The 12,305-nt window shown below is 74.9% G+C and carries 12 protein-coding genes and 1 pseudogene; 8 read left to right on the top strand and 5 right to left on the bottom strand.

The features are described 5' to 3' along the window. Positions 1-15 precede the first annotated feature (15 nt). Complete coding sequence (locus ABEA77_RS13540; RefSeq protein ID WP_345645941.1) at positions 16-507, top strand: 3-isopropylmalate dehydratase small subunit; 492 nt, start codon at positions 16-18, stop codon at positions 505-507. A gap of 84 nt (positions 508-591) precedes the next feature. On the opposite strand, the gene ABEA77_RS13535 is transcribed toward ABEA77_RS13540, so the two are convergent. Beyond that, positions 592-1,455 (bottom strand): helix-turn-helix transcriptional regulator, encoded by an 864-nt coding sequence (locus ABEA77_RS13535; protein ID WP_345645939.1) that lies wholly within the window; start codon positions 1,453-1,455, stop codon positions 592-594. 126 nt (positions 1,456-1,581) lie between these two features. Here ABEA77_RS13535 and ABEA77_RS13530 point away from each other — a divergent pair, with 126 nt between their 5' ends. Beyond that, positions 1,582-2,577 (top strand): aldo/keto reductase, encoded by a 996-nt coding sequence (locus ABEA77_RS13530; protein WP_345645937.1) that lies wholly within the window; start codon positions 1,582-1,584, stop codon positions 2,575-2,577. Between the two features lie 35 nt (positions 2,578-2,612). Here the strand turns inward: ABEA77_RS13530 and ABEA77_RS13525 are convergent, their stop codons facing one another. Both ABEA77_RS13525 and ABEA77_RS13520 read right to left on the bottom strand, forming a co-directional pair. Beyond that, positions 2,613-3,587 (bottom strand): hypothetical protein, encoded by a 975-nt coding sequence (locus tag ABEA77_RS13525; protein WP_345645935.1) that lies wholly within the window; start codon positions 3,585-3,587, stop codon positions 2,613-2,615. Between the two features lie 86 nt (positions 3,588-3,673). Then, positions 3,674-3,931 carry a hypothetical protein gene (locus tag ABEA77_RS13520; protein ID WP_425588274.1) on the bottom strand — a complete coding sequence of 86 codons (258 nt, stop codon included), beginning with the start codon at positions 3,929-3,931 and terminating at the stop codon, positions 3,674-3,676. Between ABEA77_RS13520 and ABEA77_RS13515 the strand changes: the two are divergent. The 6 genes and pseudogenes from ABEA77_RS13515 to ABEA77_RS13490 all read left to right on the top strand — a co-directional run. Continuing rightward, positions 3,932-4,400: pseudogene (locus tag ABEA77_RS13515) on the top strand (SAM-dependent methyltransferase); the annotation flags it as partial. Between the two features lie 118 nt (positions 4,401-4,518). After that, positions 4,519-5,547, top strand: a complete 1,029-nt coding sequence (gene argC / locus ABEA77_RS13510; protein WP_345645933.1) for an N-acetyl-gamma-glutamyl-phosphate reductase — start codon at positions 4,519-4,521, stop codon at positions 5,545-5,547. Next, entirely contained in the window at positions 5,544-6,731 is a 1,188-nt protein-coding gene (gene argJ / locus ABEA77_RS13505; RefSeq protein WP_345645931.1) for a bifunctional glutamate N-acetyltransferase/amino-acid acetyltransferase ArgJ, read from the top strand. Before argC ends, argJ begins: the two co-directional genes overlap by 4 nt. Beyond that, the gene (gene argB, locus ABEA77_RS13500; RefSeq protein ID WP_345645929.1) at positions 6,728-7,672 is read left to right on the top strand and encodes an acetylglutamate kinase; all 945 of its coding nucleotides are present in this window, start codon (positions 6,728-6,730) and stop codon (positions 7,670-7,672) included. Before argJ ends, argB begins: the two co-directional genes overlap by 4 nt. 116 nt (positions 7,673-7,788) lie before the next feature. Continuing rightward, a complete protein-coding gene (locus ABEA77_RS13495; protein ID WP_345646131.1) occupies positions 7,789-8,985 on the top strand; it encodes an acetylornithine transaminase in 1,197 nt (398 codons plus the stop codon). Positions 8,986-9,010: 25 nt separating this feature from the next. Further along, complete coding sequence (locus tag ABEA77_RS13490; protein WP_345645927.1) at positions 9,011-9,544, top strand: arginine repressor; 534 nt, start codon at positions 9,011-9,013, stop codon at positions 9,542-9,544. Between the two features lie 247 nt (positions 9,545-9,791). On the opposite strand, the gene ABEA77_RS13485 is transcribed toward ABEA77_RS13490, so the two are convergent. Together ABEA77_RS13485 and ABEA77_RS13480 are read right to left on the bottom strand one after the other, a co-directional pair. Further along, entirely contained in the window at positions 9,792-10,763 is a 972-nt protein-coding gene (locus tag ABEA77_RS13485) for a PfkB family carbohydrate kinase (RefSeq protein WP_345645925.1), read from the bottom strand. Continuing rightward, complete coding sequence (locus ABEA77_RS13480; protein ID WP_345645922.1) at positions 10,760-12,292, bottom strand: purine-cytosine permease family protein; 1,533 nt, start codon at positions 12,290-12,292, stop codon at positions 10,760-10,762. Before ABEA77_RS13480 ends, ABEA77_RS13485 begins: the two co-directional genes overlap by 4 nt. Positions 12,293-12,305 lie beyond the last annotated feature (13 nt).

Raw genomic sequence — 12,305 nt, 5'->3', positions numbered from 1 at the left:
GCGGGGCGGCGCTCCGTGCGGCTGCTGCTCTCGGGCCGGTACCTGCGCTTCACGGTGTCGCTGTGGCTGATGGAGCTGTGCGCGGGGGCCTTCCTCTACGGGCTCTCCACCTGGCTGCCCTCCGTCCTCGAGCAGAAGGGGATCGGCCTCCTCGGCAGCCTCACGTACACCGCCGTCATCACCTTCGGCCAGTCCTCAGGGCGCGCCATCGCGACCAGGGCGCTGCGGGCCACCGGCATCGGCTGCGTGGCGGCGGAGACCTTCACGCGGACCTTCTACCGCAACTGTTTCGAGGTGGGCCTGCCCGCGATCGAGGTGCCAGGCGTCAAGGAGATCGTCACCGCGGGCGACCGGCTGCGCGTCGACCTCGCCGCGGGCACCGCGACCAACCCGGCGACCGGCGCCACATGCTCCGGCACCCCGGCCGACCCGTTCCTCATGGACATGCTCGACGCGGGCGGCCTGATCGCGCTGGCCCGCCGGCACAGCGAGCTGTTCCGGGGGTGAGCGCGGGGCCGGAGCCTGGCGGAAGCAGCGGCCCCGGCCCGCGGCCCGGCGCTGGGCCGGGAGGGACGGCAACCCCGCGCCCCTTCACCGCGCCCGCGCGTCCTCGGAACCGCCGCCGGGGAACTCCTGCGTGCCCACGACCCGCAGCAGGTCGAGCCGCTCACGGGTCTCGGCGTTCCCCGGGGTGAGCACCAGCAGCTGCTGGCCCAGGTCGGGCGTGACGAGGGTCTCGCAGTCCATCACCAGCCGGCCCACGCGCGGGTGGTCGAAGGTCTTGCGGTCGGCACGCCTGACCGCCACCTCGTGCTCGGCCCAGAGCCGGCGGAAGTCGGCGCTCTCCGCCCCCAGCCTGGCCACGAGCCCGGCGACCACGGGGTCGCCCGGCCGCCGCCCCGCGGCGGCGCGCAGGTCGGCCACAAGGTGGCGGGCGTGCTCCTCCGCCTCCTCGCGTACGCCCGCCGCGCGCTCCCCCGGGTCGGTGAACCAGCGGTAGACGATGTAGCGCCGGTCGCCCGAGTGCCGGGTCTGGTCCCCGGTGACCAGGACGGACGCCCTGTTCTGGGCGAGCACCTCGCCCAGGTCGGAGAGGACCATCGCCGGGGTGTCCCCGAGCAGGTCGAGCATGCGCACCAGGCCGGCCCTGGCCGACCGCGCCGTCCCTTCCGCGGGCGGCGGCCGGTGCCCCGCCAGGTGGAACAGGTGGTCGCGCTCGTCGTCGGAGAGCCGCAGCGCCCGCGCGAGCGCGCCCAGCAGCTGGGGCGAGGGCTGGCTGCTGCGGCCCTGTTCGAGACGTACGACGTAGTCGACCGACATCCCGGCGAGCATCGCCACCTCCTCCCTGCGCAGGCCGGCCGTGCGGCGCCGCGGCCCCTCGGGGACGCCGGCCTCGGCCGGGCGCAGCGCCTCGCGGCGGCGGCGCAGGAAGTCGGCGAGCTGGTCGCGTTGCATGCCCTCCATGGTCCCTCGCGCACGGCGGGCCATCCAGGGAGCGGCTCTCCCATGATGAGCGCTCCGCTCCCGCGGGGGAGCGCGCGGGCCCAGGGTGGGGGGAGAACCACGACGAAGGAGAGAGCCATGCGGAAGCGAACCCTCGGCAGCACAGGACCCGCGGTCTCCGCCCTCGGCCTCGGCGCGATGGGCATGTCGGGCGCCTATGGCGCGGCCGACCGGGCGGAGAGCATCGCCACCGTGCACGCCGCGCTGGACGCGGGGGTCACCCTGATCGACACGGCCGACTTCTACGCCATGGGCCACAACGAACTGCTGCTCGCCGAGGCCCTGCGCGGCCGGGACAGGGACGGCTACCAGCTGAGCGTGAAGTTCGGCATGCTCCGCGGCCCCGGCTCCGAATTCGGCGGGCACGACGGCCGGCCCGCGGCGGTGAAGAACTTCCTCGCCCACTCGCTGACCCGGCTGGGCACCGACCACGTCGACATCTACCGCCCGGCCAGGCTCGACCCCGACGTGCCCGTCGAGGAGACCGTGGGCGCGGTCAAGGAGATGATCGACGCGGGACACGTCCGCCACCTCGGCCTCTCCGAGGTCGACGCGGAGACCGTGCGCAGGGCCCACGCCGTGCACCCGGTCGCCGACCTCCAGATCGAGTACTCGCTGATCTCCCGCGCGGTGGAGGCCGAGGTGCTGCCCACGCTGCGGGAACTCGGCATCGGGCTGACCGCCTACGGCGTGCTCGGCCGCGGCCTCATCTCCGGCCACTGGTCGGCCGGCCGCCGGGCGGCCCCGGGCGACAGCCGCGCCGCCAGCCCCCGGTTCTCGGGGGAGAACGTCGAGCACAACCTCGCGCTCGTGGAGGCGCTGCGCCGGGTCGCGGAGGCGAAGGGGTGCACCGTCGCCCAGCTGGCGATCGCCTGGGTGGCCGCGCAGGGCCCCGACATCGTGCCGCTGGTCGGCGCCCGCACCCGCGGCCGGCTCGCGGAGGCGCTGCCGGCCGCGGAGCTCTCCCTCTCGGCCGACGACCTCGCCGAGATCGAGAAGGCCGTGCCGTCCGGGGCCGCCCGCGGCGACCGCTACCCGTCCGCCTTCATGCGGGACCTCGGCGTCGGCAACTGAGCGCGCCGCCGCGCCCGCCGGCGGGGGCGGCCGCCTCAGCCGGCCGCCCCCGCTTCGCCCCCGGCGCGCGGGACGGCCCGCAGGCGGGCGTGGAGGACGGCGAAGGCCGTGCAGGTGAGGGGGAGCGTCAGGGCCGCCGTCACGAGGACGCCGACGGCGACGGGGGAGAGGATGCCCGCGTAGTAGCCGGCGAAGAAGTTGCCCGTGGCCCGTTCGACAAGGCTCCGCACGAGGGGCCGCAGCGGCAGGGCGACCTGGGTGACCAGCCGGAGCGCCCCCGCGGTCAGCGCGGCGAGCGGCAGCGCGAGGGCGAGCACGCGGGGCCACCCGGCGCGCGTCCACGTCAGCGACCAGGACCGCCGCAGCGCCGCCAGGGGGCCGAGCCCGGCCGCCGCGGCGGCCGGCGCGAGCGTGAACGCGAGGCGCAGCACCACGGCGACGAGCAGCGCCGCCACGGGGGAGTCCCGGACGAGGGTGAACGGCAGCGTTCCCGGCCGCAGGGGCTGGGGGCTGTCGAGCTGGTAGCCGGCGAAGCTCTGCGACACGGCGTAGACGATCACCGGCAGAGGCCACACGGCCGCGCCCCGCAGCACGTACACGGCGAGCACCGGCCGCAGCCTGCCCGGCTCGCCCCGCTGCGGTTCCGGGGAGGCCGCCCGCGAGCCCGCGCCCTGGACGGCCGCGCTGCCGACGCCGAGGAGGAGCAGGAACAGCGGCAGGGTGCAGACCGCGACGAGCCCGAGCCGGCTGTGGTCGTGCAGGTAGGGGTCCTCGACGTAGTGGTACCAGGTGCGCTGGTTCCGCATACGGGTGAAGACGGGCCAGGCCAGTGCGAAGATCGCGGCCGTCAGCAGCAGCCCGGCAGCCCCGCACAGGCCGACCGCGCGCACGGTCGCGCCCGCGAGAGCGCGCCGGTGCCGCCGCAGCACGGCGCACACCGCGCCGGTCAGGCGCCGCGGCCGGACCCCCGTCGCCCCGGCGGTCCCGTCGTGCTGCGTGCTGCGGCTCATGGGCGGCCCTCTCCGTGCGTACGTGCTCCGCTCCCGAAGGGGACGCGACACCGGGCCGCCGGGTTCTCCGGGGGCCGCCGCCCCGGTCAGCCCGGGGTGGCCATGAGGGCGGTGACGCAGGCGTCGAGCCGCTCCTCCACGACCCACGCCGTCAGCTCCGTACTCGCCGCCAGACGGGTCATCAGAAGCGACGGGTACGCGCAGTGCGCGGTGGTCGGATCGACCGCGACCAGCGCGGGAGCCGGCACGTCGGTGCCCGCGGGCAGGGCCGGGGCAGCGGCCTCCCTGTTCAGCCAGTCCTCGGCGTGCTCCAGGGAGGACGGGGAGACGAAGGACCGCAGCACCAGGCGGCGGTGCTGCGCAAGCAGCGTGCCGTACCGCGCTGTGAGCGGATCCCCGTACCCGCGGACCTCCGCGAGGAGTGCCCGGCCGCGCTGGGCGCCGCCGGGCACGACCCGGCGGCGCCGACCGCGTGGATCGCCGAAGGACTGCTGATCTACCTGTCTCAGGAGGACATGGAGCGGCTGCCGGCCCGGATCGGCGCGCGGTCCGCGGCCGGGAGCGGGCTCGGGACCACCCTGGGCCCGCGCGGCGTGGCCGGGCGCTTCGCCGCGGACGCCGCGCCGGGCTCCGCGGCGTCCCTGTGGGTCTCGGAGACGCCCGACGACCCGGTGGCCTGGCTCGCAGGACACGGCTGGGACGCGGAGACCCGTACCTTCCGCGAGCGCGCCGCCGCCTACGGCCGCCCCCTCATCACTCCGCCCCGACACGAGGAGCGCCCAGGGCGGTCTGGTCTCGGCAATCCGCCGGTAGGCGCCGGTCCTCCCGGGTGCCGCGGCCCGGGTGCCGCGGGCCCCGCTGGGCACGCGCTCTATATTGCATAAAAGTGCAGACCTACGTATAGTCATGCCGTCTAGAGGGAGGACGGGCGATGGCTCTACGTGTGGCGGTGGCCGGTGCCAGCGGGTATGCCGGGGGCGAGGTGCTGCGGGTGCTGCTCGGGCACCCGGCGGTCGAGATCGGGGCCCTGACCGGCAACGCCAACGCCGGGCAGCCGCTCGGGTCGCTCCAGCCGCACCTGCTGCCGCTGGCCGGGCGGGTGCTCGCCGAGACCAGCGCCGACAGCCTCGCCGGGCACGACGTCGTCTTCCTCGCGCTGCCGCACGGGCAGTCCGCGGCCGTCGCCGAGCAGCTCGGAGCCGACACCCTGGTTGTCGACATGGGGGCCGACTTCCGGCTCCGCGACGCCGCCGACTGGGAGCGCTTCTACGGCTCGCCGCACGCCGGGACCTGGCCCTACGGCCTGCCGGAGCTGCCGGGTGCCCGCGCCGCGCTGGAGGGGTCCAAGCGCATCGCGGTGCCCGGCTGCTACCCCACCGCGGTCTCGCTCGCGCTGTTCCCCGCGTACGCCGCGGGCCTCGCGGAGCCCGAGGCGGTGATCACCGCCGCGTCCGGCACGTCGGGCGCGGGCAAGTCCGCCAAGCCGCACCTGCTCGGCAGCGAGGTCATGGGCTCGATGTCCCCGTACGGCGTCGGCGGCGGCCACCGCCACACCCCGGAGATCACCCAGAACCTCAGCGGGGTCGCGGGCGAGCCCGTCACCGTGTCCTTCACACCCACCCTCGCGCCCATGCCGCGCGGCATCCTCGCCACCTGCTCGGCGAGGGCGCGCCCCGGCACCACCGCGGAAAGCCTCCGCGCGGCCTACGAGAAGGCGTACGCGGACGAGCCGTTCGTCCACCTGCTGCCCGAGGGCCGGTGGCCCGCCACGGCGTCCGTCTACGGCTCCAACGCCGTACAGATCCAGGTCACCCACGATCCGCACGCGGACCGGATCATCGCGATCAGCGCCATCGACAACCTCGCGAAGGGCACCGCGGGCGGCGCCGTGCAGAGCATGAACATCGCCCTCGGACTCCCCGAGGAGACCGGACTTTCCACGATCGGAGTCGCGCCGTGAGCGTCACCACACCGAAGGGATTCGCCGCGGCCGGCATCGCCGCGGGGATCAAGCAGAACGGCGGCCCCGACCTGGCGCTCGTCCTCAACAAGGGCCCCCGCCGCGCCGCCGCGGGCGTCTTCACCGCCAACCGCGTCAAGGCCGCGCCCGTCCTCTGGTCCGAGCAGGTCGTCAGGGGCGGTGAGATCGCCGCGGTCGTCCTCAACTCGGGCGGCGCCAACGCCTGCACGGGGCCGCGCGGCTTCCAGGACACCCACGCCACCGCGGAGAAGGCCGCCGAGGTGCTGAGCGCCCTCGCCACCGGCGAAGGCCCCGACGACGTCGGCGCCGGCCAGGTGGCCGTCGCCTCCACCGGCCTCATCGGCGTGACCCTGCCCATGGACAGGCTGCTGTCCGGCATCGGCAAGGCGGCCGCCGAACTCTCCGAACACGGCGGCGAGAAGGCCGCCCTCGCCATCAAGACCACCGACACCGTCCACAAGACGGCCGTCGCCACGGGGCCCGGCGGCGCGTGGACCGTCGGCGGCATGGCCAAGGGCGCGGGCATGCTCGCCCCCGGCCTCGCCACCATGCTCGTCGTCCTCACCACCGACGCCGACGTGGAGAGCGCGGACCTCGACCGCGCCCTGCGCGCGGCCACCCGCACCACCTTCGACCGCGTCGACTCCGACGGCTGCATGTCCACCAACGACACCGTGCTGCTCCTCGCCTCCGGCGCCTCCGGCACCGTCCCCGCGTACGAGCCGTTCGCGGAGGCCGTCCGCGAGGTCTGCGCCGACCTGGCGCGGCAGCTCATCGGCGACGCCGAGGGCGCGTCGAAGGACATCCGCATCGAGGTCGTCGGCGCCGCGAGCGAGGACGACGCCGTCGAGGTGGGCCGCTCCATCGCCCGCAACAACCTCCTCAAGTGCGCGATCCACGGAGAGGACCCCAACTGGGGCCGCGTCCTGTCCGCGATCGGCACGACCGGCGCCGCCTTCGAGCCGGACCGGCTGAACGTCGCCATCAACGACGTCTGGGTCTGCAGGAACGGCTCCTTCGGCGAGGACCGCGACCTGGTCGACATGCGCTTCCGCGAGGTCCGCGTCACCGCCGACCTGGCGGCGGGCGACGAGTCCGCGGTGATCTGGACCAACGACCTCACCGCCGACTACGTCCACGAGAACAGCGCGTACAGCTCATGAGCACACGCAAGCACACCGCGCTGCCGAAGGCGCAGACCCTCGTCGAGGCGCTGCCCTGGCTCGTCCGGCACAACAACAAGATCGTTGTCGTCAAGTTCGGCGGCAACGCCATGGTCGACGACGACCTCAAGGCCGCGTTCGCGCAGGACGTCGTCTTCCTGCGGCAGGCGGGCCTCAGGCCCGTCGTCGTGCACGGCGGCGGACCACAGATCAGCGCACAGCTCGACCGGCACGGCCTGGTCAGCGAGTTCAAGGCGGGCCTGCGCGTCACCACGCCCGAGGCGATGGACGTGGTGCGCATGGTGCTCGCGGGCCAGGTCCAGCGCGAACTCGTGGGCCTGCTCAACGCGCACGGGCCGCACGCCGTCGGCCTCACCGGCGAGGACGGCAACACCATCACCGCGACCAAGCACCAGCCGCGCGTCGAGGGTGAGTTGGTCGACATCGGGCGCGTCGGCGAGATCACCGGCATCGACACGGGGCTGATCAGCACCCTGCTGGAGGACGAGCGCATCCCGGTGGTGTCGTCCATCGCCCGCAGCGCCGACGACCACCACGTCTACAACGTCAACGCGGACACCGCAGCCGCGGCGCTCGCCGTCGCGCTCGGCGCCGAGACCCTGCTCGTCCTCACCGACGTCGAGGGCCTCTACGAGGACTGGCCCCACAGCGACGACGTGATCAGCCGGCTCACCGCGGGCCAGCTGGAGAAGCTGCTGCCCGACCTGTCGAGCGGCATGGTGCCGAAGATGGAGGGCTGCCTGTACGCCGTCCGCGGCGGCGTCTCCACGGCCCGCGTCATCGACGGGCGGGTCCCGCACTCGATCCTGCTGGAGATCTTCACCGACGAGGGCATCGGCACGATGGTCGTACCCGACGGGCCCGGGGCGCAGACCGCCCCCGGCGCCGGTCCGCACACCACTGGAGGGGACGCGCAGTGAACGACACCGCAGGCACCGGCACCACCGGCAGCGCCGACTCGGCCGGTTCCACCGACTGCGCCGACTCGGCCGGCACCACCGGCAACGAGGTGCTGGCCCGCCGCTGGCGGGCCGTCATGGCCGACAACTACGGCACCCCGCAGCTGTCCCTGGTGCGCGGCTCGGGCGCGACCGTGTGGGACGCGGACGGCACCGCGTACACCGACTTCGTCGGCGGGATCGCCGTCAACGCGCTGGGCCACGCCCACCCCGCCGTGGTCGAGGCGGTGTCCCGGCAGATCGGCTCGCTCGGCCATGTCTCCAACCTGTACGTCGCCGAGCCGGCCGTCGCTCTCGCGGAGCGCCTCGTCCAGCTGGCGGGCCGCCCAGGGCGGGTGTTCTTCTGCAACTCCGGCGCGGAGGCCAACGAGGCCGCGTTCAAGATCGGCCGGCTCACGGGCCGCCGCCACATGGTCGCGACCGCCGGAGGCTTCCACGGCCGCACCATGGGCGCGCTCGCGCTGACCGGCCAGGAGGGCAAGCGGGCGCCGTTCGCGCCGCTGCCCGGCGAGGTCACGCACGTGCCGTTCGGCGACACCGAGGCGCTGCGCGCCGCGGTCACCGAGGAGACCGCCTTCGTGATCGTCGAGCCGATCCAGGGCGAGCTCGGCGTGGTCGTCCCGCCGCGCGGCTATCTGGAGGCGGCCCGTGAGATCACCCGCGCCACCGGGACGCTGCTCGTCCTCGACGAGGTGCAGACGGGCGTCGGCCGCACGGGCCACTGGTTCCACTACCAGGGCCACCAGGGTGTCGAACCGGACGTGGTCACCCTCGCCAAGGGGCTCGGCGGCGGCCTGCCGCTCGGCGCGGCCCTCGCCTTCGGCCCGGCGGCCGACCTGCTGAAGCCGGGCCAGCACGGCACGACGTTCGGCGGCAACCCGGTCGCCTGCGCCGCCGGGCTCGCGGTGCTCGACACGCTCGCGGCCGAGGGCGCGCTCGACGAGGTCAAGCGGCTGGGCGAGAAGCTGCGCGAGGGGATCGAGGGGCTCGGGCACCCGCTGGTCTCCCATGTCCGCGGCGCGGGCCTGCTCCTCGGTATCGTGCTCACGGAGCAGCTCGCGGCGGCCGTGCAGCGGGCAGCTCAGGACGCCGGTTTCCTGGTGAACGCGCCGGCCCCCGACGTCGTACGGCTCATGCCGCCGCTGATCGTCGGGGACGGCGAGGTCGACGGATTCCTCCGGGCGCTGCCCGGCGTCCTGGACGCCGCGGGGCACCCGGGCGACCCGTACGACCCGGACGACCTGAACGGGGCGGACGGGCGCGAGCCGAGCTGAGCCGAACCGAGATGAGACGACGACGATGAGTGAGCCGCAGCAGGGCGGGCCTGCCCTTCCCCAGACGAGAATGGCCAGGCACCGCCGGATCGTGGACATCCTGGGGAGGCAGCCGGTCCGCTCGCAGAGCCAGCTGGCGCGGCTGCTCGCGGACGACGGCCTCACCGTCACCCAGGCCACGCTCTCCCGCGACCTGGACGAGCTCGGCGCGGTCAAGATCCGCAACGCGGGCGGCGAACTCATCTACGCGGTCCCGAGCGAGGGCGGGTTCCGCACCCCGCAGGCGCCGCTGGGGGAGTCGGTGAAGGAGGAGCGCATGCGCCGCCTCGCCGCCGAACTGCTCATCTCCGCCGAGGCGTCCGCCAACCTCGTGGTGCTCCGCACGCCCCCGGGCGCGGCCCAGTTCCTCGCGTCCGCCATCGACCAGGCGGAGCTCGGCAGCGTCCTCGGCACCATCGCGGGCGACGACACCCTGATGCTCATCAGCCGCGACCCCGCCGGCGGCCAGGAGCTCGCCGACCACCTCCTGAAACTCGCCGAAACCGGCCGCGAACGCTGACCCGCGCCGGGGGCCGCGACCACCTGGCCCGCCCGCCGCGCAGGGCCGGCGGTACCCGCCGCCGCACGGAGCCCCGGCGGCCGGGCACCGCGCGGCCCGCCCTGCGGCCGTCGCACCGCCGCCAGGGCGTACACCCACCGTTCGCTCGCGGCGGGAGCCGTACGCCGCGCCCCGGCCCCGGCGCGCCGCCGGAGTCCCCGGCACGCACCGGGGCCGTGTCCCGTATCCGGCCGCGGCGCCGCGGGGCTCAGCCGCCCAGCAGGGCAGCCACGTCGTCGGCGTGGGCCGCACGGGCGAAGGCGATCAGCTCGGCGCGGGTGGGGGCCGTCGCGGGGCCGCGGCGTGTGACCGCGTACGCGGCCGCCGCGTTGGCGGCCCGTACCGCGCGCTCCGGGGGCGCGCCCTCGCCCAGCAGGGTCAGGAACGCGCCGACGTGCGCGTCGCCCGCGCCGTTGCTGTCCACCGCCGTCACCGGGAAGCCCGGGACGTGGACGGGCGCAGAACCGTCGGGTGCCGCGAGCCAGCAGCCGTCCTTGTCGGCCCGCACCAGGACGCCCGCGCCAGGCGCGAGCCGCTCCCGCAGCGCCGCCGCGGCGGCGGGCGGCTCGGCCGAGCCGGACAGCAGCGCCGCCTCGCGCGCGTTGGCGCTCAGCCAGTCCGTACGGGCGAGTACCGGGCCGAGTACGGCCGCCGGGATGTCCGCCACCAGCGGTGCCGGGTCCAGGCAGAGCACCACCCCGTCAGGCAGCCCCGCGGCGAACGCCGAGAGCAGCGGGCCGTTCACCGCCATCACCAGGCCGTAGCCCGACAACTGCACCAGGTCGCCCGGGCGCACCTCCGCGGCGACCGCGGCCATGTCCCGCGCGGTCAGCTCCGCGTCCACACCGAAGCTCGTCACGAAGGTGCGCTCGCCGCCGCCGTCGACCAGCGCCACCGTGAACCCGGTGTCGCCGTCCGCGCGCCGCGGCAGCAGCACCCGTACACCCTCCGCCGCGAGCGCGGCCCGCACCAGGTCGCCGTAGGGACCCGTGCCGTGCAGCCCCGCGAAGACGGTCTCGGCGCCCAGCCGCCCGGCCGCGGCCAGCGTGTTGAAGCCGCCACCCGCCGTCAGCCCGGTGCCTGTGCCGATGACGTCGCCGCCGCGCTCCGGCAGGGCGGGCACCTCGATCACCAGGTCCGCGATGACATTGCCCGCGAGGAACAGCCGCCGCCCGGTCACCGGCCTGTGCCTTCCGCGCCCGCGGGCGGGGCCCCGGCCGCGCTTCCCGCACCCGCGTCCTGGCCGGGGAGCACGGCGGGCCGCCGCCCCAGCGCCCCGTACAGCAGCGCGCCCACCGCCATCGAGACGGCCCAGCCGAGGCCGTTCACGCCGAGCCAGGTGTGCGCCCAGGGCCCCGCGAACCAGACGTCGTCCGCGCTGGTCGACGCCTCCGTGAACAGCAAACCCGTCACGATCGCCACCGCCCACGCCAGCACGGCGGGCAGGTGCAGGCCGCCGGTGTACCAGTAGCGGCTGGTGCGGGTGGTGTCCATCAGGCCCGCCGGGTCGTAGCCGCGCCCGCGCGCCGAGTCCACGAGGATCACCCCGACCCACGCCGAGATCGGCACCGCGAGGAGCGTGAGGAACGTGGAGAAGGGTCCGTAGAAGTCCTTCGCGATCAGCATGAAGTACACGCCGCCGAGGAACATCAGCACGACGTCCACGGTCACGGCGAGGTGGCGCCGCACCCGCAGGCCGAGCGTCAGCATCGTCAGGCCCGCCGAGTACGTCGACAGGTGGTTCGACATCAGCAGTCCGCCGAAGGCCGCGATCAGGTACGGCACCGCCATCCACGACGGCAGCATCCCGTTGATCGCCGCGACCGGGTCGGACGCGCTCGCCAGCGTGGTGTCGCCCGCGGACAGCAGCGAGCCGAGCGAGATCAACAGCACGAGCGGGATGCCCGCGCCGAACGCCGACGCCGTCACCAGCCGCCCGCCGGGCAGCTTGCGCGGCAGGTAGCGGGCGTAGTCCGCGCCCGCGTTGGCCCAGCCGATGCCCGTACCCGCGGCGATGAAGCCGACGCCCGCGACGACGCCGCTGACCGGACCCGCGTGCACGTGGAGCACCTTGTCCCAGTCGACGGTCGCGACGAGGAAGCCCATCACGATCAGGTTCAGCACACCGAAGACGACCGTCGCCCACTTGTTGATCCACATGATCGTGGCGTGGCCGAGGCCGCTGATCAGCAGGGTGCAGCCGATGAACACGAGCAGGCACACCAGCGTCAGCACGGTGTTCTGGTGCCAGCCGAAGATCCACCGCACGAGCGCGAGCAGCGCGTACGCGGCGGTCGTCGTCGTGATCGTCTCCCAGCCCACCCTGCTGAGCCAGCTGATCAGGGTGGGGCCGGCGTTGCCGCGCTGCCCGAACACCGCCCTGGACAGGGTGAGCGCGGGCGCGCCGCCCTTCTTGCCCGCCAGGCTGAGCACGCCCACCAGGGCGAAGGAGCCGAAAGAGCCGATCGCGGCGACCAGGACGGCCTGCCAGATGTTGAGGCCGCGGAACGCCACCAGGGTGGCGCCGAGCGGCAGCCCGAGGATGGAGATGTTGGCGGCGAACCACGTCCAGAACATCTGGGAGGCGTGGCCGTGCCTCTCCGCGTCGGGTACGGGCTCGATGCCCCGGGTCTCGATGGTCCCGACCTGCTCGTTCGCGGTCGCGGTACCACTGGTGCCGACGTGATCGTTCGTCGTCGAAGCGGTCATGACGGAACCTCCT

Origin of the sequence: Streptomyces tremellae, from assembly GCF_039540215.1 — a bacterium.
GTDB lineage: Bacteria > Actinomycetota > Actinomycetes > Streptomycetales > Streptomycetaceae > Streptomyces > Streptomyces tremellae.
Note: the sequence above shows the minus strand (reverse complement) of the source record. Positions and strands in the feature narration are given on the sequence as shown.